The organism is Polaribacter sp. PL03, from assembly GCF_033875165.1.
Lineage (GTDB): Bacteria > Bacteroidota > Bacteroidia > Flavobacteriales > Flavobacteriaceae > Polaribacter.
The window spans coordinates 324,132-350,867 of record NZ_JAWZSV010000004.1 but is presented as its reverse complement, the minus strand read 5'-3'; the positions used below and the strand labels follow the sequence as shown (position 1 = coordinate 350,867).

The following is a 26,736-nucleotide window of genomic DNA, read 5'->3' as shown; positions in this document are numbered from 1 at the left end:
ATAACTTTTAATGTAAAATTTTAAATAATAATTCTTTTAAAATATCTTCGTTAGACTGGTTTGCGCCAACACCTTTACTTTTTATATCTGCATCTCTTAAAAATGCAATTACTTGTGCTACTTTACGCATTGGATAATTTCTTCCCGCTAAAAAATACTCATCTACAAAATACGGATTAACACCTAGATTTTTAGCTACAGAGCTTTTAGATTTATCTTTTAAACCATGAAACATTAAGAGATGTGTAAAATATCCATTCAATAAAGAAATGGTCATAACTAAAGGATTATTCTTTGGGTTCTCTGCAAAATAATTAATAATTCTATTCGCTTTAACAATGTTCTTCTCTCCTACTGCTTTTCTTAACTCGAAATTATTAAAATCTTTAGAGATACCTATATTCTCTTCTATGTGCTTATCATTAATAATGGTATCTTTTGGTAACACCAACATTAACTTATCTAATTCATTAGAAATTTTACTTAAATCTGTTCCTAAAAACTCAACCAACATTAAAGATGCTTTAGGTTCAATTTTATAATTTTTTCCACTTAAAACTTTACGAATCCAGTCAGAAACCTGATTTTCATACAATTTTTTGCTTTCGTAAATAAAACCAGTTTTTGCAATTGCTTTGTGTAATTTTTTACGCTTATCTAGTTTTTTATATTTGTAATTTAGAACTAAAACGGTTGTAGGTTGCGGGTTCTCTGCATAAGAAACCAATTTTTCGATATTTCTACTTAAATCTTGTGCCTCTTTAACTATTAAAACCTGTCTTTCTGCCATCATAGGGTAACGTTTAGCAGCAGAAACAATATCTTCTATTGTTGCATCTCTACCATACATTACTTGCTGGTTAAAGCCTTTTTCAGCTTCGTCTAAAATATTATCTTCTATATAATCAGAAATTTTATCTATATAATATGGCTCCTCACCCATTAAAAAATAAATAGGTTTTATGTTACCATTTTTAATATCTGAAACAATGGCTTTTATTTCGTTCATTTATTCTTTTATAATTATTGCATTCTGTAACTCTTCTTTTGTAGGAGTTTCAAACCAGTTTTCCATAAATTCAAAATTATCTTCACTCACCTCAAATTCAAAAGTTTCTCCTTTTTCTAGGTTTCTTTTAAAAACCCTTTCCTGTCTAATCTCTTTAGAAATGTTTAAAAAATGAATTTTGATTTGTATATTATACTCTTTGGCAAACTTTCTATATTTTTCTCTGTGCGCAAATTTAGAAAGACCTACATCTAAAATACTATCTACATTAGAAACTTCTAATTGTAAAATTAAATTTTGCATTAACAATTCTGCTCTATCAATTCTTTCTAAAAACCAATCTAAACCATCTTTGTCTGTTTTATCAGGCAAAAATAATAGTTTATTCCATTTATCTAGCGTAAAAACTAAGCTAGAAATATTTCGTTTTAACTCATTTGCGTACGTAGTTTTTCCTGCGCCAGTATTACCAACTATTAAATGTATCATAACTGATTTTTATTTACTTTTGATTGATGCAAAAATTGAACCTACCAAACTATAAATTCAGACTCAAAAGTAACGAAAATAAGACGCTTATTTTTGATAATTTGAGAAAAAAATATATGGTTTTAACTCCAGAGGAATGGGTTAGACAGCATTACGTGCAATATTTAATAGAAGAAAAAAAATATCCAATCTCTTTAATAGCTTTAGAAAAGCAGTTAACAATTAATAACCGTAAAAAAAGAACAGATATTTTAGTGTTTAATGCAGAAGGCAAACCAGATATTATTGTAGAATGTAAAGCACCAAAAATAAAAATAACACAAGCTACTTTCGATCAAATTGCACGTTATAATTTAAAATTAAGGGCTAATTTTTTAATAGTTACTAATGGGTTAGAGCATTTTTACTGCAAAATGGATTTTGAGAATGAAACTTATATTTTTTTAAAAGAAATTCCTGATTATAAGTAACTTTTTAACACTTTTTCTCTTCTTTAGAAAATAGTGAAAAAGCACTCTATAATTAAGAAGAACTTTATATAAATACTGATTTTTAAACAGTAAATTTGCACCCTTGAAAACAGCAATCGTCATATTAAATTGGAACGGGCAAAAACTACTCGAAAAGTTTTTACCTTCAGTGGTTAATTTTAGTTCAGAATTAGCTGAAATTTATGTGGCCGACAATGCTTCTACAGACGCTTCTATAAAATATGTGAAAGAATTTTATCCTTCAATAAATATTATAGAAAACGCTACTAATGGAGGATATGCAAAAGGTTATAATGATGCTTTAGCAAATATAGATGCAGATATATACTGTCTTTTAAATTCTGATGTAGAAGTTACTAAAGATTGGTTAAAGCCAATTTTAGAGGTTTTTAACAATGATGAAAAGACGGCTATTATTCAACCAAAATTACTAGATTTTAAAGACAAGACTAAATTTGAATATGCTGGTGCAGCTGGTGGTTTTTTAGATTTATACGGCTACCCATATTGTAGAGGACGTCTTTTTAATAATTTGGAAACAGATACTTCTCAATTTAATGATATTTCTGAAATATTTTGGGCTTCTGGTGCTTGCTTATTTATTCGTTCTAAAACATATAATGAAGTAGAGGGTTTAGATGAAGATTATTTTGCTCATCAAGAAGAAATAGACTTATGTTGGCGTGTAAAAAACATAGGTTATAAAGTAAAATATGTGGGTTCTTCTACTGTTTTTCATGTTGGTGGCGCTACTTTACAAGAAACAAACCCCAGAAAAACATATTTAAACTTTAGAAATAGTTTGCTTAATGTGGTTAAAAATGTTCCAAAAAAATGGTTCTTATTTGTAATATTCTCTCGTTTAATTTTAGATGGAATTGCTGGCTTAAAGTTTCTAATTGAGTTAAGACCAATACATACATTTGCGATATTAAAAGCACACATTAATTTTTATAAAAACTTTTTTAAATTCTTAGGAAAAAGAAGAAAACTTAAGAAGCTACAAACTTATAATTTACATACAAGTATTGTTTGGCAGTATTTTGTTTTGGGCAGAAAAAAATTTAACAATCTTAAGTAATCTTTAGAATTTGTTTCCAATTATCTGTTTCAGAAAACTCTTTAATTACCTTATTTCTTTCTTTTAAAAAGTTTATCATATATCTTTTTAAAAATATAAAATCTGCTATTTTACCTAAAAACCCAAATGGAGATTCATATATAAAAACATCTTTAACAATAACGATATTTTTTTTCTGCTCTAAAAAATGTTCGTGTCTAAAACTTTTAAAGGCTCCTTTTACCATTTCATCTGCAAAAAAGGTAGGGAAAATATAATCTGTTATTTTAGAAGTAAGTTCTTGTGTAAAGCCCAAATGTCTTGCTCTCCAAGTAACCGTTTCATTTAATGAAATTAAGCCAGTTATTCTACCTGAAATAGCTTCTTCATTAGAGTTTTTAGTTGAAATTTTATGCAAATCTATACTTCTAATTAAATTAAAAACTATTTCAATATTTGTATTATTAATTTCTGTAGTTAATTTTATTGTAGGCATAATTTACATTATTTAGATAAAATTTAAAAGATAAGTGTAAATTACAGAATATCTATACTTCCTTTTCCTTCTCTAATTACTGTTGGCTCCTCTGTTAAATCGATTACAGTAGAAGGTTCATTATCTCCATAACCACCATCAATTACAATATCTACTAGGTTTTGCCATTTTTCAAAAATTAATTCTGGGTCTGTAGTATATTCTAAAACATCATCTTCATCTCTAATAGAAGTAGAAATAATTGGGTTACCCAATTCTGCAACCAGAGTTCTTATAATATTGTTATCTGGTATTCTAATTCCTACCGTTTTTTTCTTTTTAAAAACTTTTGGTAAATTATTACTACCTGGTAAAATAAATGTGTAAGGCCCAGGAAGCGCTCTTTTTAAAACTTTAAACGTAGATGAGTCTATTTGTTTTACATAGTCTGAAAGGTGACTTAAGTCATTGCAAATAAAAGAAAAATTTGCTTTCTCTAATTTAACTCCTTTTAGCTTTGCAATTTTTTCTAAAGCTTTAGTTTTGGTAATATCACAACCTAAACCATAAACAGTATCTGTAGGATAAATAACCAAACCACCAGCTTGTAAAACCTTTACAACTTTAGCTATTTCTTTAGGATTGGGATTTTCGTTATATATTTTAATAAATTCTGCCATAGTATAAAAATACAAAAAACTCAGCTTGATTTACAAACTGAGCTATTTTATTAGGGAAGTATTTTTAAATTAGGCTTTTTCTACCAATCTAAAACCTTCTCCGTGTATGTTTAAAATCTCTACTTTATCATCTACTTTTAAATATTTACGCAATTTTGCTATATAAACGTCCATACTTCTAGATGTAAAATAATTATCGTCTCTCCATATTTTAGTTAATGCTAATTCTCTTGGCATTAAATCATTTTTATAGATTGTTAACATACGTAACAATTTACTTTCTTTTGGAGATAATTTAATTGGTTCACCGTCTTCACCTACAGAAAGGTGGCGTAGTTTCGAATTAAAGAAAAAACTACCAATAGTAAACTCAAACTGCTCGCTTTCTGGAGAATTATCTGTTTCTTTACGTTGTAATATTGCTTTAATTTTGTGTAATAAAACTTCAGAATCGAAAGGTTTATTTAAATAATCATCTGCACCAACTGCATAACCTCTTAAAACATCTTCTTTTAATGTTTTAGCTGTTAAGAAAATAATTGGCACTTCTTTATTTGTAACTCTAATATCTTGTGCTAAAGAAAAACCATCTTTTCTAGGCATCATTACATCTAAAATACACAAATCGTAATCGCTATTTTTAAACATAATAAGACCTTCGATACCGTCTTTTGCATGCGTTACGTTATAATCATTTAACGCTAAATAATCTTTTAGAACTGTTCCAAAATTTGGATCATCTTCTACTAATAAAATTTTCTTACTTCCCATTGTTTTATATTTCTTTTAAATTAAAGGTAACTTTACTGTAAATATGCTTCCTTTTCCTTTTTCACTTTCTACAAACACTATACCGTTGTGTTTTTCTACAATTTCCTTTACGTATGCCAATCCTAAACCATGACCTTTAACATCATGGATATTTCCTTTTTGTTCTCTATAAAACTTATTAAAAACTTGTTTTTGTACTGTTTTACCCATTCCTATTCCAGCATCTTTTATTTTAAAAATAAAAAACTTTTCTGTGCTTTCTGTATAAACATCTATTAACGGAGCACCTTCAGAATACTTTATTCCATTTTCTAACATGTTTACCACAACGTTTGTAAGGTGAAATTGGTTTCCTGGCAACTCAGATTCTATAGCTTCAAAATGTGTTACTATTTTACCCTTTCTATCTTCTGCTAATAAGCTTACATGTGTAATAGCATCTTCTATTGTGTCGTGTAAGTCTATGGTTTCCTTACTTAAATCTATCTGATTTTTTTCTAACCTAGAAATTCTTAACACATTTTCTACTTGAGAATGCATTCTTTTATTCTCTTCTCTTATCATTTCTACATAACGCATAACCTTTGCATTATCGCCTAAAATCTTAGGGTTTTTAATAGAATCTAAAGCCAAATTAATAGTTGCTATTGGCGTTTTAAATTCATGTGTCATATTATTGATGAAATCCGTTTTTATTTCAGAAATTTTCTTTTGTCTAATTAACTGATACAAAGAACTAGAAAATGCAATAATTATGATAAAAATAAAGAATAATGATAATAATAAAATACTAGAAATTCCTGATAAAATATGATCATTTCTTCCAGGAAAAGTAACATGAAGATTATAACTTATACCTGTTTGAGAATCATAATAAAGCGGATAAGGAATACTTTCTTTTTGCTTGATAGTATAATAACCAGATTTTAGTTTTGTTGCTAAACCATCTGAACCATAAACACCATACTTAAAATCTAAATGAATATTTCTTTTAGCTAGCTCCTCTTTAATCGTTTTATTTAATTCATTATTACCAATTCTATCATGAATAGGTTTTAATCTTTTATAATCTTCGTAACTATCTTCGAAATAAGATTTTTCTAAATCTGTATACCTTTTTACAAAAGAATACTCTTTTACATCAATATTCGAAAATAAATTATCTCTACTTTTATAACTTGTAGAAATAGAAATGTCTTTTTTACCCGTTATTCTTTTAAATATAACAGAATCATTATTTAATAAATCTGTTGGTAATTTAAAATTCTCTTCTAAAAAGGTACCTCCAAAAGTTATTTTTTCTTTAGTAACTGTATCTATCTGTTCAATTAAGAAACTTTTTAATTCAGCTCTATCTGCTAACCCTTTATTATCTAGAAAACCTTCTATTTTTTTGTTAAAAAGATTGCGTTCTTTTTCGTTTATTCTTTCTGCTGCTGCACCTAAAGATTTCTGAACATCATTTTTAAATTGTGCTTGTTTACTTTCTAATGCATTATTAATCCAATACAGTTGTACTGCAATAATTCCTATCAAGGAAATACTCATTAAAACAACAATAAGAATAAACATCTTTTTACGCATAAATCAAATTTACTACTTTCATAAGTTGTAATTATTGATTTTAACCTAAATTAACTTAATAGATGTAATTTTGTGACTATTTTAACAAAAAACATAAGCTTTACAAAATTGAGCACGCCTTTTGTGTTAAAATATTATGGATATTTTCAACAGAATTGCTGGTTTCTTGAAGTGAATAATTATTAATCACATAATTAGATAAAAGTAGTTTTTTATCTTCTTTCCATTGATTGTTAATTCTATTTAAAACTTCTTGTTTTGTAGAGTTGTCTCGTTCTAAAATTCTTTTTATTCTTTCTTCTAAATCTACGTAAACTGAAATAACAAAATTAAATTGTTGCTGACTGTTACTTTCAAACAAAATTGCACTTTCGTATATAATGTAAGCCTTCTTAATATGAAGTTGAACAAACTCTTGAAAATGCTTTCTTACCTCTGGATGAACAATGCTATTTAACACATGTAATTTTTCCTTATCATTAAAAACAACATTGGCTAAATAAGGTCTATTTAATTGGTTGTCTTGGTAAGTCTCTTTACCAAACTCTTTTATAAGTTTCGTTCTAATTACATTAGAAGAATTCATAAGTTTCTTTGCTTCAATATCTGCAATATATACTGCAACAGTATCAAAATTTTTAAACAGTTTTGCTACTGTTGTCTTTCCGCTTCCAATTCCTCCTGTTAAACCAACAACCATATTTAATTCTGAATTAAAAAATCTATCTTATTAGGTATAATTTTATAGCTTTTTATTTCTGAAGGTTTGTGTACCAACTTTGGTATTAAATAACTTAAATTATTAGAAACAGCCATATTATAATCACAATCAATTAAAATTGAATTCTTATTTATTTTATTGAAACTAGACAAACCAACAATAAAAGTAAACTCTACTTCCTTAGACAATGTATTTAAAGTAATACCATCTGGCACATTAGTAATTCTATACCTTACATTTAAAGTACCTTCTGTAAACTTCTCTACTTTACCAGAAATTGTTATTTCTTTAGACTCAAACTTTAAGTTTTTAATTCCGTTTGGTTTTTTAATAGCAGCTTTTCTTATAAAATCTGATTTAACATCTTCTAATTCTATAGGTAAAAGCGCTATACTATTAATTTCTGAAATATAGTTTTCTGGTCCAGAAACCAAAATACTATCTGGTTTTACTTTAATTTCTTCTGAAAGGTCATAACCAACATGATACTTAATTTTTACGTTTGGTTTTAAACGTAATTTTCGGCTAACCAAACTACCTACATCTAAAAATAAAGTATCTTTAATAACCTCTTGTAAAACTACGCCAGATGGCATTTGCTTTAGAATATTCTGTTTCTGGTTTTTAACTAGTAAATAATGTTTTGTTCCTTTTTTCTTTATTAGAGTACTTGCATTAATAGTAATGTTTTTAGTGTTAACTCTAGTTCTTAAAATCTTAAATCCGTTTGTTTTAACAACAATCTCTAATTCTTTAACGGGTGTAGCTTGTAATATTTTGTTTTGAGAAATATTACTATAATTTATAGGAAAAACAATAGTAGTAACATACTCTTTAGAAAGTGTTATTAAAAGCCAAATTAGTATAGAAACTAATAAAAAGACAATAAATGTTTTAGGTATTTTTTTTTTAGATTTCAAAAAAGCAATTTTTAGAGTTAGCAATTTACATAAAAGGTAACAAACAAAAAAGTGAGTATTATCTAAAAAGACAATACTCACTTTTAATATAATATATAAAGTAAATTATTTTTTAACTGGCGCTAATAATTTATTACTTAATTCCATTGAAATTGCAGAACGTTCAAATTTAATTTTTCCTGCTCCAGTTTCTATTGTAATTGTATTTTCTGTGTTATTAACATCGGTAATTTTACCATGAATACCACTAGAAGTTATTACTTTAGTTCCTGTTTTTATTTCTGCTTGAAAAGCTTTTTCTTTTTTCTGACGATTCATTTGTGGTCTTATCATAAAAAAGTATAAGACTAAAATCATTGCAGCGAAAGGTAACATGCTTGCTAAACTTCCAGAATCGAATTGTAAAAAAATTGTGTTGAACATTATTATTATTTTGCTTTAGGTGTTACAGAACCTCTAAGTGTTAATACTTCTCTACCAGATTCTGTATTGGTAGTTAAAGTAACTGTTTTCATTTGTCTGTTAGGTTTTCCGTTCGTATTAAACTTAACACCTACTTCACCAGTTTCTCCTGGCTTAATTGGTGCTTTTGGCCATACAGGAACAGTACATCCACAAGAACCTGTTGCATTTGTAATTACTAAATCTGTTTTACCAGAATTAGTTACTTTAAATACAGTTTCTACAATATCTCCTTCGTTTACAGTTCCAAAATCGAACTCTTTTTTATCTAAAGAAATAGAAGCTACTCCTTTTTTAATTTCTGCATCTCTAGACTTTGCAGTATCTAGGTTAGCTTTGTTTATTTTAGTTGATGCATTACCGTTTCCACAAGAAACCATAATTGTTGATGCTAATATAAAAGCGAATAAAAATGTTACTTTTTTCATTATAAATATGTTTTTTTTGTAAAAATAATAAATTATTTTTTGTTTTATGCTATTTAAATAAGACCTCTACCAATTTTAACAATTTTTTCGTTAGCTATAAACTCTTTAGAAATTTTATCTAAAACACCGTTTATAAAATAACTACTTTTAGCTGTCGAATAATCTTTAGAGATTTCGATATACTCATTAATTGTTACTCTTGTAGGTATAGAAGGGAAATTCATAAATTCTGTAATAGACATTTTAATTAAAATCATGTCTATTTCTGCAATTCTATCAGATTCCCAGTTAGGAGTCTTATCTTCTACATATTGCTCGTATTCTGCTTGTTTTAAAACAGTTTTTCTAAACAAACTAGATACAAAATCTTCATCATCTTTGTCTTTATATAAAGAACCCAATACAAATAAACCGTTTGCTTTTTGCTTGCTTAAAGATTTTACAACCCAAGTGTTTACAAAAGGAATATCATCTACCCAAGAAATCATCTTGTCTTCATAATATTCTGCTAACTTTTCATTTGGTGCAATAATTTCTTTAAAGAAATCTACAACAAAACTTCTGTCAATCTTAAAAGAATCTTCTTCTGTAGCTAAATATTTTTTGTATAAATCACTTTTAAGTAATTCATCATAAATAATTTTTACATATTCAGTATTCTCTTCCCAATTATTTAAACCATTTAACTCAACATAACCTTCTACACTTACACTTTTTGCAATTGTATTAATTAATTTGTTGTTAATAAATTTTGTGTTGGGTTTTAAATCTGCTTCAGTAGCAAGAATTTTCTTTTTAGAAAGTGTCATTTTTTTGGTAGCTAGCTTTTGCACTTCTACCAATAATAAAATGTTTAGAACATATAGATCAAACATTTTTAAGACGCTATGTTTTAAAAACTTTTCTTCTCTAATGATGTCATCACTATGAGATTGCAACATTGCGTACACAGATTGCATTACTTTAACTCGAATATGTCTTCTGTTAATCATTTTCTAAAGAACTTTTATTAAATAAAACACGATGGATTTGTTTCTAACGAACTGCAAAAATAATATTATTTTACTTCTAAAGAAGCATCTATTTTAAATTCTTTTCACTTTTTATTTAAGCGATTTAGTCGCAATTAAAAACAACTAAAATTATTTTAAAAAATGTATCTTCGTGCATCAGAAAAAACAACATTTTGTTCATTTATTTTAACAGAAAATAAAGAAAAACTGGTACTATAAATTGTAATTTTATTTTTTAAATTTTGTAACTCAATTGAAGGCTCTAAAATATATCAATAAATACTTCGTAAAATATAAATGGCGATTAATAATCGGTATTTTAATTACTATTTCATCAAAATTACTAGCACTAAAAGTTCCACAAATTGTAGGTGACTCTTTAAATATTGTTGAAGATTACCAAAACGGAATTATTACAGATTTAGAAGCTGTAGAACATCAATTGTTAATGAATGTTCTAATAATAATAGGTGTAGCTATTTTAGCTGGTTTCTTCACTTTCTTAATGAGGCAAACAATTATTGTTACCTCTAGGTTAATAGAATTCGATTTAAAAAACGAAATCTACCAACAATACCAAAGATTATCTCTTAACTTTTACAAGAAAAACAGAACAGGAGATTTAATGAATCGTATTTCTGAAGATGTTTCTAAAGTTAGAATGTATGTTGGGCCTGCTGTAATGTACAGTATGAATATGATTGTACTTTTAGCTGTTGGTTTTACTCAAATGTTTAATATAGATGTAAAATTAACCTTGTATACTTTACTTCCTTTTCCAATTTTATCTATTTCAATTTTTACTTTAAGTAAGGTAATTCATAAAAGAAGTAGTATTGTACAAGAATACTTATCAAAACTAACCACTTTTAACCAAGAGTTTTTCTCTGGAATTAGTGTTGTAAAATCATACGGAATCGAAAAATCTATTATTAAAGATTTTGATGCTATTGCAGATAAAAGCAAAGAAAAAAATATTCATTTACAAGAAGCAAACGCTTTATTTTTTCCATTAATGATTTTATTAATTGGGCTAAGTAATATTATTGTTATTTATGTTGGTGGCCAACAATATATTAATAATGAAATTCAAATAGGTACAATAATAGAATTTATGCTTTACGTAAATATATTAACGTGGCCAGTTGCAATTGTTGGTTGGGTTACTTCTATGATACAGCAAGCAGAAGCGTCTCAAGTAAGAATTAACGAATTTTTAGAACAAGTACCAGAAATACAAAACAACAATACAAAACCTACCTTATTAAAAGGTAAAGTAGTTTTTAAAGATGTTACATTTACCTATGATGACACTAATATTGTTGCTTTAAAAAACATATCCTTTTCTGCGGAAGCAGGAGAAACTGTTGCTATTTTAGGTAAGACGGGTTCTGGTAAATCTACCATTATAGAATTAATTGCACGTTTATATGACACAAAACAAGGTATTATTCTTCTTGATGATAAAGAAATTGAAAAAACCAATTTAAACGACATTAGAAATCAGATTGGTTTTGTACCTCAAGATCCGTTTTTATTTTCTGAAAGTATTAGTAACAATATAAAGTTTGGTAAAGAAGATGCTACAGAAGAAGAAATAATACAAGCTGCTAAAGACGCAGTTGTTCATGAGAATATTATCGATTTCCCTAACGGATATCAAACTATTTTAGGAGAACGTGGTGTAACACTTTCTGGCGGACAAAAACAGCGTGTTTCTATTGCTAGAGCCATTATTAAAAACCCTAAAATATTAATTTTCGATGATTGTCTATCTGCCGTTGATACAGAAACAGAAGAAAGAATTTTAGCTAATTTAAAGAAAGTTTCTAAAAATAAAACTACTTTTATAATTAGCCACAGAGTTTCATCTGCTAAAAATGCAGATAAAATTATTGTTTTAGACGATGGTAAAATAACACAACAAGGTACTCATAATCAACTACTAACAGAAGAAGGCTACTATAAAAATCTTTACGAACAGCAACTTCTAGAAAAAGAAAATTAATCTTTAACATTGCTACGTAAAATATTTTGTTAGATTTGTTACAAGAAATTAATTACACATAACTACTATTTTAAAGAACATGGCAGAGAGAGTTGAACAGGAAGAAATTTTTTCACAAGTATTAAGAGCTGGAAGAAGAACGTATTTTTTTGATGTAAGAGCAACAAAAGCAGACGACTATTATTTAACAGTTACAGAGAGTAAAAAATTTACTCATGATGATGGTACTTTTCACTATCAAAAGCATAAAATTTACTTGTATAAAGAAGATTTTACAGACTTTCATGAAATGCTAAAAAAAGCTACAGACTACATTATTAATGAAAAAGGTGATGAAGTAATTAGTGAACGCCATCAAAAAGATTTTAAGAAAGAAGAAATTAAAACAGAAACAGAAGAAGAAACAACTACTTCTACAGAAAGTTTTACAGACATTTCTTTTGACGATATATAACAGTCTTAAAAAACTGTTTTGTATGTACCTATTTATGAATATACCTAAGTCATAATAAGTTATACATAAATAATTTCAATTCAAATTCAATTTTACACAAAAAGGAAAACCGCAAATCTACTATTTGCGGTTTTCCATTTTTTTTTATTAGAAGAACTATAAAACACGTTTCATAGTTTTGGCTTTAGAAACGGTTTCCTCCCACTCTTTTTTCGCATTACTATCTTTTGTAATTCCGCCTCCAACAAAAATAGAAGCAATATTATTTTCAATTTTCATACAACGCAAGTTTACAAAAAGAGAAGAACTATTCTTATCTTCTTTAGAGTTTTGAATGTTTAATTCTCCTAAAAAACCTGTATAAAAACTTCTATAATAGATTTCGTTTTCAAAAATAAATTCTCTAGAAATTTTTCTAGGTAAACCACAAACTGCTGGTGTTGGATGCAATGCTCTAATTAATTCTTTAACAGTCGAAGAACTTTCCAATTCTCCCCAAACCTTAGTTCTTAGATGCAATAAATTCCCCGCTTTTACAGTTTCTATTTTGTTAATTACTAAATTTTTAGCGATTTTTTCTAATTGATTTTCTATAAAATCTGTAACTAATTGTTGCTCTTCTAATTCTTTAGATTTCCAAACAGCAGTTTTATTCTCATTGTATATTTGTGTTCCTGCCAAAGACATTGTTTTAAAACTAGTACCTTCTAAATTTAACAAAGTTTCTGGTGTTGCACCAAACCACAACCCTACTTTTGGGTGATACCAAACATAAACAAATGCGTTTTTATAGGTAGAAAGTAATCTTTTGTAAATTTCTAATAAATCGAAATTTGAAAGATGAACAAGCTCTTCTCTAGAGATTACAACTTTTTGCAAATCGCTAGAATTAATTTTCTTAATAGCTTTTTCAACAATTTTTATATGTCTTTCTTCGGATAAATTATCTGCTGTAAAAAAAACGTCCTTTAAATTAGAATTTTCTAAATTCACTTCTTCAGAAAACAGTAATGCTTTTTCTTCAGAAAATAAAATAGCTTTTTCATCACTATTAAAAGGTGCAAAAACAAAACCTCTTTCTTTAAAATCTGAAACAAAATTTAGCGTTTCGTCTACCATTAAAAAAACAGAAATATTTTTTTTGTTTGGTTTTCTATATGCTACAAAAGGTAATTTATTACTGTATTGGTTGGTAATTTTATCAAATAAATTATTCAAAACTAAAAATTATTTTTTTCTTATTTCTAAAACAATGTTGGTCATTTTTGCAACTGAAATTAAATTATCTTCTTCATCTACAATTGTTACCTCCCATAAATGCGTGCTTTTACCTTTATGAATATTCTTTGCTGTAGCAAAAACAACTCCTTCTCGCTTGCTTTTTATATGGTTTATAGATAATTGAATTCCGTTTATAAACTGAGTTTTACTATCTATAAAAAAGTTTGAAGCTGCACTACCAACACTTTCTGCTAAAGCTGCGGTTGCACCACCATGCAATTGCCCATAAGGTTGATGAACTCTAGAATTTACTGGCATTTTTGCTGTTAAAAAATCATCTCCAATAGCAACATATTCAATATCAAGAGTTTCCATAAGCGTATTTTTAGAACGCTCGTTAAATGCTTTTAAAATGCTAATTTTATCCATAATCAATTATTTAATATGTAAAAATACGTATAAAAAATTGTATTTTTGCAACTCAAAAGTTAAAGCATTCTATGTACAAAATACGCGTAATTTTAGACACTAAAGAAGATGTAATTAGAACAATTTTAGTTGAAGACAACTTAAATTTAGAAGATTTACACTTAACTATCGCTAAGTCCTTTGGTTTTGGTGGTCAAGAAATGGCTTCTTTTTACAGAACTGATACAGAATGGAACCAAGGTGAAGAAATTCCGTTATTTAATATGGAAGAAGTTGGCGAAGGTATTTCTATGCAAACATGTATTTTAAATGACACCTTATCAGAAGAAAATGACAAATTAATTTATGTCTACGATTTCTTAAACATGTGGACTTTTTATGTAGAAGTTATAGAAATTTCTACAGAAAACAAAGCAGATTTACCTCAAATTATTCTTACTGTTGGTGAAATACCTAGTGAAGCACCAGAAAAAGAGTTTGTTGCAGAGAAATTAGATGATGGGTTTGGTGATGAAGATGATATCAATGATGAATTTGGTCATTTTGATGATGATTTTGATTATAGCGAGTATTAAAAGATAAAAAATAGTTTAAATGTAAATTCATTTATTATTCTTTCTTTTCCCTTTTACACATGCACACTTCAATAAATAAAATTATTTAAGTAACAAAATTGTAATTTAGTCGTCTTACATCTATAACCGACTAAACACAATTTCTTTGGAAACTATCTTATCTCTTAAAAATCTCGATAAAAAATACGGAGCTATACATGCAGTAAACAATCTTTCTTTTGATATAAAAAAAGGAAATGTTTATGGAATCTTAGGTCCTAATGGAAGTGGAAAATCTACCACTTTAGGAATTATTTTAAATGTAGTAAACAGAACTTCAGGAGAATTCTCTTGGTTTAACGGGAAATTAACTACCCACGAAGCCTTAAAAAAAGTAGGTGCTATTATAGAACGCCCTAACTTCTACCCATATATGACTGCCGTACAAAATCTAAAACTGATTTGTACTATCAAAGGAATATCCGCAGAAAAAATTGACGAGAAATTAAAAACAGTAAATCTTTACGATAGAAAAAACAGTAAGTTTAAAACCTTTTCTTTAGGTATGAAACAACGTTTGGCAATTGCTTCTGCATTGTTAAATGATCCTGAAATTCTAATTTTAGACGAACCTACCAATGGTTTAGATCCACAAGGAATTCATGAAATTAGACAAATTATAAACGAGATTGCAAGTACAGGAACTACTATTTTATTAGCTTCTCACCTATTAGATGAAGTTGAAAAAGTGTGTTCTCATGTAGTTGTTATAAGAAAAGGAATTAAATTATATAGTGGTAGAGTTGACGAAATGACTGCTTCTAAAGGTTTATTTGAGTTAAAGGTTGATGATAATGAAGCAAAACTACTAGCTGAATTAGAAAATCATCCATCGATAAGTAAAGTGACAAAAGATCATGAAACTATTATTGCTACTTTAAATGATGCAATGTCAGCTACAGAAATGAACACCTTTTTGTTTAATAAAGGTATTTTCTTAAGTCATTTAGTGAAACGTAAACCAAGTTTAGAACAACAATTCTTAGATTTAACAAACAATAATTAATCAACTTTTTTTTATCGATAGTTTTATATACATCATTAAACCTATCAAAAAAACAGCAACCAAAAATAATAAAACATCATGTTTAGATTATTAACAATAGAGTTTCACAAATTAAAACATAACAGTGCAAGTAAGGTTTTGTCGCTAATTTACTTTGGCTTATTAACTTGCATAGCATTAATAGCAGCAATAAACTTTGATATTGGTCCAATAAAATTTCATTTGGCAGAAATAGGAATTTTTAATTTTCCATATATATGGCATTTCAACACCTATATGGCATCAATTTTAAAATTCTTTCTACTCTTGGTAATCGTTTCTATGATGGCCAATGAGTACAGTTACAAAACATTAAAGCAAAATTTAATTGATGGTTTAAGTAAAAAAGAATTTATTTTATCGAAATTTTATGCCGTACTTGTTTTTGCTTTAGTATCTACCGTTTTTGTTTTTGTTGTTTCTTTAATACTAGGTTTATGCTATTCAGATTATAATGAGTTTGCAATTATAACATCAGACTTACAATATCTTTTTGCCTTTTTTATTAAATTGGTTACTTTCTTTTCTATGGGTTTATTTTTCGGAATTCTGGTTAAAAGATCTGCTTTTGCCGTTGGGGCAATGGTTGTTTGGTTTTTTGCGGAAAGTATTTTTAAAGGATATTTATTTTGGACTTTTAAAGCTTCAGAAAATACTAGCGAAAAAGTAGATGCTGTAATGCAATTTCTTCCTTTTGAATCTATGGCAAATTTAATAAAAGAACCTTTTACTAGGTTAGGTGCCGTTAGATCTGTAGCGAATCAAATAGGAGAAACATTCACAAAAAGTTATGCTGTAGAATTCTCTACGGTACTAATTGCATCTATGTGGGCATTTATATTTATTTATTTGTCTTTCGTACTGTTAAAAAAGAGGGATTTATAATACTTTTTAAATATATTTGAGGTTAAGATTAGAAACACCATCAAATGAAGAGTATTTTATCGTTTTTATTACTATTTATTACATTAAATGTATTTTCTCAAAAAGAAGCAAATTTTTGGTATTTTGGTGAAAATGCAGGTTTAGATTTTACTAATTCTCCACCAACTGCTATTAGAGGCTCTTTTTCTACAGATGAAGGTTCTGCTACTATTTCAAACTCTGAAGGTGAATTACAATTTTATACAGACGGACAAATTATTTATAACAAAAGTGGAACTGTAATGGCTAATGGACTTGGGTTACTTGGTAATTCTTCAAGTTCTCAGTCTGCTATTATTGTACCAAAGCCACTAGATGAAAATATTTATTACGTTTTTACTGTTACAGATGGTAACAATAATGATGGCGTAAATTATTCTACAATAGATATTTCTCTAAATGGTGGTTTAGGAACTGTAATTTCAAAAAACATTTCTTTACCTGACGCCATTAATTCTAAAGAAAAAATAACAGCAGTAAAAGGAGCAGAATGTAATACATTTTGGGTTGTTACATCAGATTCATCTAATTTTTATTCATACCTAGTTGATAAAGACGGAGTAAATGTAACTTCTGTCACTTCTAGTCATAGTTTAGTAACTAACTTAAGAGGTTATTTAAAATTTTCTCCAGATGGTAAAACACTTGTTAGCGCATCTCAAGGAGGAGGAGACACTTTTTTATATAGTTTTGATTCTTCTACTGGTTTAATTTCAGAAGAAAAAAGAATGAATGTTCAGGGATTAGATGCATATGGTGTTGGCTTTTCTAGAAGTAGTGAGAAATTATATATTTCTACAGGAGTGCATAGCCAAGGTGGTAATTTTCCTAGTGATGCTAGAATTTTTCAATATAATATAAGCAATACAGCTATTGCGATTATAAATGCAAGTAGAAAAGAAATATACAGAACTTCTACAGGATATAGAGGTGCTTTACAATTAGCTTCAGATGGAAAAATATATTATGCAAGAAGTCGTCAAGGATTTTTAGGAGTTATAAATTTTCCCGAAAAAGATGCTTTAGAAATAAATTTTGTAGAAGAAGGAGTTTCTTTAGGAGCTAATATTTCTACAGAAGGTTTACCACCATTTATACAATCATTCTTTTTAGATATAGGTATTAAAGATGATGACACTGCTGAAACATTAAATTTCGAAGATTTAGAAACTTGCATTGGAGACAATAAAACAGTTACACCAGAAACAGTTATTGGAGATAGTGTTACATATAAATGGACCTTTGATAATGGTACAACAAAAATAGAAATACCCTCATTAGCCCCAGAACATAAATTAGAATTAAAAAATTTACAAACTACAGATTCTGGTACTTATAATTTAGTAATTAAATTAGAAGATGAATGCTCAAATACTATAGAATACAATGCTACCTTTAATTTAAAAGTAAACACATTGCCTAAAATAGTAACAGTGCCTGTTTATAACCAATGTGATTTCGATAGTATTTCTACAGATGGAATTACTACTTTTAATTTAGAATCTAAAGAAGCTGAATTAGCCGATAATGGCGCTGACGTAACCGTAACGTTTTTTGAACCAGGAGATACTACTTACAGCACTCCCATAACAAATAAAATAGGTTATCGAAACCCAGCAACGGCTCCTTTTAACCATACATTGCTAGTTAAAATTACAAATGATATTACAGGTTGTTTTACTACTGGTACTATTAACTTAGAAATAACAGCAACTTCTTTAGCTAATTATGATGATATGTATGAAAGCGAATTAGATGAGAACCAAGACACGCCTAATGCAAGAAATAGTATTGGTTCTGGAAATTCATTTTTTGATTTTGACGCAAAAATCGATAAAATTATAGCAAAAAACAGCTCTTTTAATAAAACAGAATTTCAATTCTCTTTCTACTTAAACAAACTAGATGCAGAAAAGGAAATTAATGAAATAGAGACACCATACGACTCTAATAAATACACAGATAACACAACAGTATTTGTAAGAATTTCTAAAGGAAATACTTGTGCTGGTGTAGGTCAATTTAATTTATATGTGAATAAACGCCCAATACCTAAGGGGAATCTTACTCCAATAATTCTTTGTGTAAATAACCCAATAGACACCCCACAATTAATAGCTACAGATTTAAATGCAACTACAAATAATTCTATCGATACTTATACCTGGTATTTAAATGGAAGTTTATTAGTTGGAGAAACTAGTGCCATTTTAAAAGCTAAAAAAGAAGGTGAATATAAAGTTGAAGCTTCTAGAAAATATGAGAATGACACAAGTACACTACTAGATAATTCTTTTACTACAGGTTACAATACATTTACTGTATTAGAATCTAACATTGCTTTAATAGACTCTTTTAGTTTCATTGATGACCAGGACAATCCTATAGATAATACCTTTACGGTTACTATTTCTGGAAAAGGAGATTATGAATATTCTTTAAATGACAATTCTTTAGCTAGTTTTAAAAAAGGTACAGAAAATTTATCTTATACTTTTACAGACGTACCACCAGGATTAAACAAAATTTATATAAGAGATAGAAATGAGTGTGGTATTATTAACACACAAGAAGTTTCTTTTGTTTTTTTCCAAAGGCACATATCGCCAAATGGAGATGGTGTTTTTGATAAATGGAAAATACTTGGAGTAGAAAATAGCTTTTACAGAGAAGTAAAACTACAAATTTTTGATCGCTATGGTAAGATTCTAAAAAGTGTTGATCAAAAAATTAATGATGGTTGGGATGGTACTTTTAATGGAAAAATATTACCTACTAATGATTATTGGTATAATGCCATTTTAATAGACATAACAGGAGGTATTCGAAAAAAGACCGGTCATTTTTCACTTTTAAGAAAATAAAAAAATATGAAAAACTATTTTATCTTTTTTATATTTCTTTTCATATTTATACCCACTAATTCTCAAAACGAGACTAACAATTGGTATTTTGGTTTTAAAGGTGCTTTAAAAATAGACAACAAAACAGCTACTTCATTAACAAATAGCACAATGGTAACCTCAAAAGGTTCCGCAAGTATTTCTAATAGATTTGGTGAACTTCAATTTTACACCAATAGCGAAAATATTTATTCTAAAAACCATACTCCAATTAAAAACGGAATAAGAGTTTTAGGCGATAGAAATGTAGCCCAAAACTCTATAATAGTACCTTTTTTAAATGATGTAAAAAGATATTACTTATTTACAGCCTCTAGTAGTTTGTATTTTTCAGAAATAAACATGTCTAATAATGGTGGTTTGGGAGAAGTTGTCTCTAAAGACAATTTATTAATACCTTCTGGTGTAAAAGGGATTACAGGCGTTCATCATAAAGACGGAAAATCTATTTGGATTTTAGTTTCTTCATCTAGCGAACTTGGTAATAAAAACACTTCTTTTTACGCATATTTAATAAAACCAGATGGTACAATAGAACCACCTATAATAACTAAAGATATATTTTATGAACGCAAAGGTGATGGAGTTTTAAAAATATCGCCAAACGGAAAAAAACTTGCAGCAGTTAATTTAAATAATGATACTAGTAATCATTTAACTTTATTTGATTTTGATAATAATACTGGTTTAGTAAGTAATAGAAGAGGAATGATTACTACTGTAAAATTCTTTCAAGTTGTTCGTTTTTATGGCCTTGAGTTCTCTAATGATTCTAATTTCTTATATACAACTGTTATAGAAGAAGAGTTATTTGGTGGAGATATAAACTCGAATCCAGAGAGTTATATTTATCAATATGATTTAAATAATGGGAACTTATTAAATCAATTAACTGTGTTTAAAGATGATGATGTCTTTGAACCTAGTACCCTTCAACTCTCTAGAAACGGTAAGATTTATAGAGCTATGCAAAAAAAGGGAGAAAGAAACTTTAATAAAATTGGCCAAATAAAAAAACCTACAAATCTAGAAAATCCTAATTTTACTATTGATGTAGATTTGTCTGGAAACAAATCTAATTTAGGCTTACCAAACTTTGTTCAATCTTATTTTAGAACTAGAATTTTAGAAGAATCTGCCTGTGCAAAAAATCCACTTACATTTAATATAGATACGTATACAAATATAGAAAGTGCTAGTTGGAATTTTGGAGACGGAGAAACATCTACAGAAATAATGCCAACGCATACTTTTTTAAACGAAGGTTTATATACAGTAAAAGCAACTATTGTTATTAATGGTGCTAATGTAGAAATAGAAAAAGAGATTGAAGTTTTTCCGTTACCAAAACTTATAAATAACGAAAAAATAATACAATGTAACAATGGCACAACAGATAATCGTTTCAATTTAAATAACATTAAAGAGAAAATAAATACAGATACTTCTAATTTAACTTTTTACTATTATGAAACTTTAGATAATGCAAAAAATGATGTTTCTCGTATTCCTAATCCAGAAAATTATCAAAACAAAAGCAATCCTCAGACATTATTTACAAGAGTAATTAACTTAAACAGTTGTTATGACTTTGCAGAATTCTCTATAGAGCTTACCTCTGTAAATTTAGGTGCAGTAACAGAAATGTACTCTTGTGGTACTTATAATCCGGTTAACTCTAAAACAGAAGGCACATTTAATTTAGGTGAAAAAAGAATAGAGATTTACAAAAATTTTAGTTTAAATTCTACCAATACAATAACTTTTTACGAAACTGAAAATGATGCACAAACAAAAAGAAATATAATAGCAGATACTTTTATTTCTCATGCTAAAACAATTTGGGTTCGAGTAGATTCAGAACTTGGTTGTGGCGGTATAGAATCTTTTAATCTCATTGTAAACTCAGAACCAATTATTAATTTACAAGAAAACTATTCAATTTGCTACAACCCTAGTTTAAAACCTGCTATAACTATTTCTGCAGATGTAACAAATAATCGTTTCGAATGGAAAAATAGTTTAGGCGCAATATTAAGTACAAATAAAGAATACACACTTACAAGTACAGGTGCTTTTTCTTTAACTGTTTATAAAATAGAAAACGGAATTGAGTGTTCTAATTTAAAAAAGTTTAATGTTACCAACCCAGATAAACCTATTTTTTCTTCAATTAAAGTAAATACAGAAGATGAAACAAATAATATTATTGAAGTAGAAGTTTTTGGTAATAGCACTTATGAATTTTCTTTAGACAACATAAATTTCTTTAGTAATGCGACTTCACACACTTTTATTAATGTAATTCCTGGCCTTAAAACCATTTATGTTAGAGATATTAATAATTGCGAAAGTCCTATTCAAACAAAAGTTTCCGTTTTAGGTATACAAGGTTTTTTTACACCTAATAATGATGGTAAAAATGATTACTGGAATATTAAAGGTTTAGATGCCAGGTTCTACAAATCTATAAATATTAAAATCTTCGATAGACTTGGTAGAGTTGTTGGTACTATAACCGATTTTAATACTCTTGGTTGGGATGGTACTTTTGGAGGAAAAATGCAGATTTCTAATAGCTATTGGTTTAATGTACAAATTATAGATATTGATGATAATGTTATCAAAAAAACTGGAAACTTTAGTTTAATTAGAAAATAGAATTACAATTACTATCCGTATTTTTACATTATGGAATTCAAATTAGTCTCAGAATTTTCTCCAACAGGAGATCAGCCACAAGCAATTAAAGAACTTGCTGAAAACATTAACAAAGGTGAAAAATTTCAGACATTATTAGGTGTTACAGGTTCTGGTAAAACTTTTACAGTTGCAAATGTTGTAAAAGAAGTAAAAAAACCAACCTTAGTTTTAGCACATAATAAAACGTTGGCAGCACAATTATATTCAGAATTTAAGCAGTTTTTTCCAGAAAATGCTATTGAGTATTTTGTTTCTTACTATGATTATTACCAACCAGAAGCATATATTCCTGTAACAGGAACTTACATAGAAAAAGATTTATCTATAAATGAAGATATAGAACGCCTGCGTTTAAGCACTACCTCTTCCCTACTTTCTGGTAGAAGAGATGTTTTAGTTGTTGCTTCTGTTTCTTGCTTATATGGTATTGGAAATCCCACGGAATTTAAGAAAAACGTAATTCCGGTAGAAGTTGGTCAATTAATTTCTAGAACAAAATTTTTACATCAGTTAGTGCAGAGTTTATACTCTAGAACAGAACATGAAATAAAAAGCGGAACCTTTAAAGTAAAAGGAGATGTTGTAACTATTTACCCTTCTTATGGAGATAATGGGTACAGAATTCACTTTTTTGGTGATGAAATAGAAGAAATAGAATTGTTCGATTTAGAAAGTAATGCAGTTATAAATACGTTTGAAGAATTAAGTATATATCCTGCTAATTTATTTGTTACCTCACCAGATGTTCTACAAAATGCCATTCATCAAATTCAAGAAGATATGATGAAACAAGTCGATTTTTTCAATGAAATGGGAAAACACTTGGAAGCAAAAAGAATTAAAGAGCGAACAGAATTCGATTTAGAAATGATTCGCGAATTGGGTTATTGTTCTGGTATTGAGAATTATTCTAGATATTTAGACGGTAGAAACCCAGGCACTAGACCTTTCTGCTTGTTAGATTATTTTCCAGACGATTATTTAATGGTGATTGATGAGAGCCATGTTACTGTACCACAAACACATGCAATGTATGGTGGAGATAGAAGTAGAAAAGAAAATTTAGTAGAGTATGGTTTTAGATTGCCTGCTGCTATGGACAATAGACCATTAAAATTTGATGAATTTGAAGCAATTCAAAATCAAACAATATTTGTTTCTGCAACACCTGCAGATTACGAACTTGAAAAAACAGAAGGTGTTTTTGTTGAGCAAATTATAAGACCAACAGGTTTATTAGATCCTGTAATAGAAGTAAGACCAAGCTTAAATCAAATAGATGATTTAATTGAAGAAATTCAACTTAGAGTAGAAAAAGATGAACGTACTTTAATTACAACATTAACTAAAAGAATGGCAGAAGAATTAACAAAATATCTTACAAGAGTAAATATACGTTGTAGATATATACATTCTGATGTTGATACTTTAGAACGTGTAGAAATTATGCAAGACCTGCGTAAAGGTTTATTTGATGCTTTAATTGGTGTAAACTTATTACGTGAAGGTTTAGATCTACCAGAAGTATCTTTAGTTGCTATTTTAGACGCAGATAAAGAAGGTTTCTTAAGAAATGTAAAGTCACTTACACAAACAATTGGTAGAGCCGCAAGAAACGTAAATGGTCTCGCTATTTTGTATGCAGATAAAATGACAAAAAGTATGCAAAAAACTATTGATGAAACAGATCGTAGAAGAGACAAACAAATTGCTTATAACACAAAACACAACATTACTCCTACTCAAATTAATAAAAAAATAGACGATACTCTTACAAAATCTGCCGTTTCTAGTTACCATTATGACAACGCGAAACAAGTTGCTGCAGAACAAGATTTACAATATTTACCCAAAGAAGAAATAGAAAAACGAATTAGAGAAAAACGAAAGCATATGGAAGCTGCTGCCAAAAACTTAGATTTTATTGTAGCTGCGAAATTACGAGATGAGATTGCTATTTTGAAAGAAAAAGTTTAATCTATCTACATTTATAAAACAAATTATGAAAAAGAAAATTATTATAATATTTATATTTATAGGATTAAGTTTAACTGCACAAAACAAGTTTAAAAAAGGATATTTTATTTTAGATAACAACTCTAAAATAGAATGCTATATTGAAGATAAAGGTTTTGTAGATACTCCACAAAATTTCACCTACAAAACCACATTAAAAGGTAAAAATCAAAAAGGTACCATTACAGAGATAAAAGAATTTAGTGTAATTGATAAATTCAAATACAAACGTTTTAAAGTTCTTATTGATAAATCTAGCTCTAATAATAACAGGTTAAGTAATACCAGAAAATCACGTTTTATCGAAGAAACTTTATTCTTAAATACTTTATTAGAAAACTCTGAATTTTCTTTATATGAATACAGAAATCAAACTTTTACCCGCTACTTTTATGAGAAAAACGAAATCTTAAAACAATTAGAATACAAACTTTTTTTAACCAAAAATAATTATGTAAGTAAAAATATCAATTATTTGAAACAGTTAAAAGATAATTTTCCATGTAAAAATCTTAAAACTAAAAATATTTCTTATACAAAGAAAGACCTTATAAAGTATTTTATAAATTATAATAAATGTAAAAACAATATAAGTTTAATTAATTATGATGTTAAATTTAGTGGGAAATCAAAATTCAACTTTTATTTAAGAGTAGGTGTTAACTCAAATAAATATAATCTTTTTTTACCAGGAAACATTGCTACTACAGAAAGAAATGTGAATTTTAATTCTAAAACTTCAATTTCATTTGGTGCTGAATTAGAATATGTGATGCCTTTTAATAATAATGCATGGTCCGTTTTTATAGATCCTTCCTATATATCTTACGATTCAACAACAGAACAAAAAGATCCTATCTTTTCAACAAGGAGTAGAATATATATTGCTAAATATAATTCAATAGAATTACCTCTAGGAATTAGAAAATATTTTTTTCTTAATAATAAGAAAAAACATAAGATGCTTGTTAATTTAGGAGTAGCATTTGATATTCCTTTCAATTCATTCTTCTCATATGAAGAAAAAAGTCCAAATTTCTTAAAAACTTCCAAAACTAAGTTTCAACCAACACCTAATTTTTTCTTCGGAGCAGGATATATTTTAAATGAAAAAATTAAAATAGAACTAAGATATAATACTAGTAAAAATTTAAACCAATCAGGTTTTGATTCCGAAGTTCAATACGCAGATTGGAAAGAGAGTTTAAATAATACCTCTTTTTTAATTAGTTATAATTTATTTTAAACAATAAATATCTAAACATGATTCTCATATGAAAATTAAAAGGTTTAATAAAATTATAAAAACATCGTTAATATTATTTTTATTAACGATGTTTAATTGCGCTTCTTCTAATAGTACTTTTAAATACAAATGTTCTAAGTTTTATAAAAATAATTTTAAAACAACTACTATTAAAAAATATAAAACAATTTTTAATAAAGATACTATTGCTTTTAATGAAATAAGGTATGGTTGCGTAAATACAGCATTTAAAACAAGTAAAATTATGTTTGATAAATTTGGTAAATGGGACAAGGAAATTTACCCTACTAACCTTAATTCCCCTATACTTTTGTGGGAAAAAGTAGATTTATTTTCTAATGGAATAGAATACAAAGTATACACCAATGGAGACGAAAAAAAAGGCAATATTTATGCTTCTATTATGATTTTTGATGGGAATAATAATGATTTACTCACAGAAAAATATTTAGAAAAAAGTAAATTTATAAATTACTTTGGTAATTTAATAAAGGAAAATAAACACAAAGGAGATGATTTTTATAGAGAATTCAGCACTGTTAGATCAAAGCTAAAAGACCTAAACTAATTAACCTTTATTCTCAACTTAATAATACTATCTAGTAAGACAGCAGCATCCTTTTTATAAATAGAATCATCTACTTTAGACCAAGTGTTTTTCGTATTCTTATTAACTCTTGCATTATTTAAAAACTTTAATTGTTTCTGAAGTTTTTTTATAATCTCATCTACATTTAAATTTTTATTAGAATTTTCGCCTAATTTATCTAAACTACTTTTTAGTTTATCTATTTTTAATAGGTAGCTTTTCTCTTTAGAATTAGACCATCTATTAATTATTTTTAAACGTTCTCTTTGTTTTTCTAAAGCATTAATCTTTGCTTTAATTTTTCTTATCATTACAGTTTTATCTTGATGCTTAACTTCTATAAATGAAGAATAAACTCTCTTAACATCAATATTTATAGCATTTAATGATAGTGATAATAAAAATGCGCAAAAAAATAAATAAAAATACTTTTTGTTCATGCTTTAAAAATACAATTTAA

At 27.6% G+C, this 26,736-nt stretch carries 26 protein-coding genes; 12 read left to right on the top strand and 14 right to left on the bottom strand.

Features of this window, described 5'->3' with window-relative positions; genetic code table 11:
• Positions 1 to 7: 7 nt before the first annotated feature.
• Positions 8 to 1,009: a DNA polymerase III subunit delta gene (holA, locus tag SHK09_RS10375; RefSeq protein ID WP_319810706.1), complete on the bottom strand. Its 1,002-nt coding sequence runs from the start codon at positions 1,007 to 1,009 to the stop codon at positions 8 to 10.
• Positions 1,010 to 1,498 carry an ATP-binding protein gene (locus tag SHK09_RS10370; RefSeq protein ID WP_319810705.1) on the bottom strand — a complete coding sequence of 163 codons (489 nt, stop codon included), beginning with the start codon at positions 1,496 to 1,498 and terminating at the stop codon, positions 1,010 to 1,012. It abuts the gene before it with no gap.
• Positions 1,499 to 1,524: 26 nt separating this feature from the next.
• On the opposite strand from SHK09_RS10370, the gene SHK09_RS10365 reads away from it, so the two are divergent.
• Positions 1,525 to 1,968: a type I restriction enzyme HsdR N-terminal domain-containing protein gene (locus SHK09_RS10365; protein WP_319810704.1), complete on the top strand. Its 444-nt coding sequence runs from the start codon at positions 1,525 to 1,527 to the stop codon at positions 1,966 to 1,968.
• 103 nt (positions 1,969 to 2,071) lie between these two features.
• Positions 2,072 to 3,070: a glycosyltransferase family 2 protein gene (locus SHK09_RS10360; protein ID WP_319810703.1), complete on the top strand. Its 999-nt coding sequence runs from the start codon at positions 2,072 to 2,074 to the stop codon at positions 3,068 to 3,070.
• Here the strand turns inward: SHK09_RS10360 and SHK09_RS10355 are convergent.
• The 9 genes from SHK09_RS10355 to nusB all read right to left on the bottom strand — a co-directional run bounded on the left by SHK09_RS10355 (position 3,063) and on the right by nusB (position 10,082).
• Positions 3,063 to 3,545, bottom strand: coding sequence for an SRPBCC family protein (locus SHK09_RS10355; protein ID WP_319810702.1), 483 nt, complete (start codon positions 3,543 to 3,545; stop codon positions 3,063 to 3,065). The genes SHK09_RS10360 and SHK09_RS10355 overlap by 8 nt on opposite strands.
• 41 nt (positions 3,546 to 3,586) lie before the next feature.
• Positions 3,587 to 4,204, bottom strand: a complete 618-nt coding sequence (locus tag SHK09_RS10350) for an L-threonylcarbamoyladenylate synthase (protein WP_319810701.1) — start codon at positions 4,202 to 4,204, stop codon at positions 3,587 to 3,589.
• Between the two features lie 69 nt (positions 4,205 to 4,273).
• A complete protein-coding gene (locus SHK09_RS10345; protein ID WP_319810700.1) occupies positions 4,274 to 4,975 on the bottom strand; it encodes a response regulator transcription factor in 702 nt (233 codons plus the stop codon).
• A 15-nt stretch (positions 4,976 to 4,990) separates the two neighbouring features.
• Entirely contained in the window at positions 4,991 to 6,559 is a 1,569-nt protein-coding gene (locus SHK09_RS10340) for a sensor histidine kinase (protein WP_413774278.1), read from the bottom strand.
• A gap of 100 nt (positions 6,560 to 6,659) precedes the next feature.
• Positions 6,660 to 7,259: a dephospho-CoA kinase gene (gene coaE, locus SHK09_RS10335; protein ID WP_319810698.1), complete on the bottom strand. Its 600-nt coding sequence runs from the start codon at positions 7,257 to 7,259 to the stop codon at positions 6,660 to 6,662.
• A gap of 2 nt (positions 7,260 to 7,261) precedes the next feature.
• Positions 7,262 to 8,200 (bottom strand): CdaR family protein, encoded by a 939-nt coding sequence (locus SHK09_RS10330; RefSeq protein ID WP_319810697.1) that lies wholly within the window; start codon positions 8,198 to 8,200, stop codon positions 7,262 to 7,264.
• A 105-nt stretch (positions 8,201 to 8,305) separates the two neighbouring features.
• The gene (gene yajC / locus SHK09_RS10325) at positions 8,306 to 8,623 is read right to left on the bottom strand and encodes a preprotein translocase subunit YajC (RefSeq protein WP_319810696.1); all 318 of its coding nucleotides are present in this window, start codon (positions 8,621 to 8,623) and stop codon (positions 8,306 to 8,308) included.
• Between the two features lie 5 nt (positions 8,624 to 8,628).
• A complete protein-coding gene (locus tag SHK09_RS10320) occupies positions 8,629 to 9,090 on the bottom strand; it encodes a DUF1573 domain-containing protein (protein ID WP_319810695.1) in 462 nt (153 codons plus the stop codon).
• Positions 9,091 to 9,143: 53 nt separating this feature from the next.
• A complete protein-coding gene (nusB, locus tag SHK09_RS10315; RefSeq protein WP_319810694.1) occupies positions 9,144 to 10,082 on the bottom strand; it encodes a transcription antitermination factor NusB in 939 nt (312 codons plus the stop codon).
• Between the two features lie 274 nt (positions 10,083 to 10,356).
• On the opposite strand from nusB, the gene SHK09_RS10310 reads away from it, so the two are divergent.
• Both SHK09_RS10310 and SHK09_RS10305 read left to right on the top strand, forming a co-directional pair.
• Positions 10,357 to 12,111 (top strand): ABC transporter ATP-binding protein, encoded by a 1,755-nt coding sequence (locus SHK09_RS10310; protein ID WP_319810693.1) that lies wholly within the window; start codon positions 10,357 to 10,359, stop codon positions 12,109 to 12,111.
• A gap of 79 nt (positions 12,112 to 12,190) precedes the next feature.
• Positions 12,191 to 12,565, top strand: a complete 375-nt coding sequence (locus SHK09_RS10305; RefSeq protein ID WP_319810692.1) for a PUR family DNA/RNA-binding protein — start codon at positions 12,191 to 12,193, stop codon at positions 12,563 to 12,565.
• 156 nt (positions 12,566 to 12,721) lie between these two features.
• Here SHK09_RS10305 and SHK09_RS10300 read toward each other — a convergent pair whose 3' ends face one another.
• Both SHK09_RS10300 and SHK09_RS10295 read right to left on the bottom strand, forming a co-directional pair.
• On the bottom strand, positions 12,722 to 13,783 hold the full coding sequence (locus SHK09_RS10300) for a chorismate-binding protein (protein ID WP_319810691.1): 1,062 nt from the start codon (positions 13,781 to 13,783) through the stop codon (positions 12,722 to 12,724).
• A 9-nt stretch (positions 13,784 to 13,792) separates the two neighbouring features.
• A complete protein-coding gene (locus tag SHK09_RS10295) occupies positions 13,793 to 14,215 on the bottom strand; it encodes a PaaI family thioesterase (protein ID WP_319810690.1) in 423 nt (140 codons plus the stop codon).
• A gap of 71 nt (positions 14,216 to 14,286) precedes the next feature.
• Here SHK09_RS10295 and SHK09_RS10290 point away from each other — a divergent pair, with 71 nt between their 5' ends.
• From SHK09_RS10290 to SHK09_RS10255, 8 genes are all read left to right on the top strand, one after another.
• Positions 14,287 to 14,790: an IS1096 element passenger TnpR family protein gene (locus SHK09_RS10290; protein WP_319810689.1), complete on the top strand. Its 504-nt coding sequence runs from the start codon at positions 14,287 to 14,289 to the stop codon at positions 14,788 to 14,790.
• Between the two features lie 145 nt (positions 14,791 to 14,935).
• Positions 14,936 to 15,835, top strand: a complete 900-nt coding sequence (locus tag SHK09_RS10285) for an ABC transporter ATP-binding protein (RefSeq protein WP_319810688.1) — start codon at positions 14,936 to 14,938, stop codon at positions 15,833 to 15,835.
• Between the two features lie 78 nt (positions 15,836 to 15,913).
• Positions 15,914 to 16,759, top strand: a complete 846-nt coding sequence (locus tag SHK09_RS10280; protein WP_319810687.1) for an ABC transporter permease — start codon at positions 15,914 to 15,916, stop codon at positions 16,757 to 16,759.
• Between the two features lie 44 nt (positions 16,760 to 16,803).
• The gene (locus tag SHK09_RS10275) at positions 16,804 to 19,662 is read left to right on the top strand and encodes a T9SS type B sorting domain-containing protein (RefSeq protein WP_319810686.1); all 2,859 of its coding nucleotides are present in this window, start codon (positions 16,804 to 16,806) and stop codon (positions 19,660 to 19,662) included.
• A 6-nt stretch (positions 19,663 to 19,668) separates the two neighbouring features.
• On the top strand, positions 19,669 to 22,362 hold the full coding sequence (locus SHK09_RS10270) for a T9SS type B sorting domain-containing protein (RefSeq protein ID WP_319810685.1): 2,694 nt from the start codon (positions 19,669 to 19,671) through the stop codon (positions 22,360 to 22,362).
• Between the two features lie 30 nt (positions 22,363 to 22,392).
• Positions 22,393 to 24,381, top strand: a complete 1,989-nt coding sequence (gene uvrB / locus SHK09_RS10265) for an excinuclease ABC subunit UvrB (protein WP_319810684.1) — start codon at positions 22,393 to 22,395, stop codon at positions 24,379 to 24,381.
• A 25-nt stretch (positions 24,382 to 24,406) separates the two neighbouring features.
• Positions 24,407 to 25,666: a hypothetical protein gene (locus SHK09_RS10260; protein WP_319810683.1), complete on the top strand. Its 1,260-nt coding sequence runs from the start codon at positions 24,407 to 24,409 to the stop codon at positions 25,664 to 25,666.
• Positions 25,667 to 25,694: 28 nt separating this feature from the next.
• A complete protein-coding gene (locus tag SHK09_RS10255) occupies positions 25,695 to 26,255 on the top strand; it encodes a hypothetical protein (RefSeq protein WP_319810682.1) in 561 nt (186 codons plus the stop codon).
• Here the strand turns inward: SHK09_RS10255 and SHK09_RS10250 are convergent.
• Complete coding sequence (locus SHK09_RS10250) at positions 26,252 to 26,716, bottom strand: hypothetical protein (protein ID WP_319810681.1); 465 nt, start codon at positions 26,714 to 26,716, stop codon at positions 26,252 to 26,254. The two genes, SHK09_RS10255 and SHK09_RS10250, sit on opposite strands and share 4 nt — an antisense overlap.
• Positions 26,717 to 26,736: the final 20 nt, after the last annotated feature.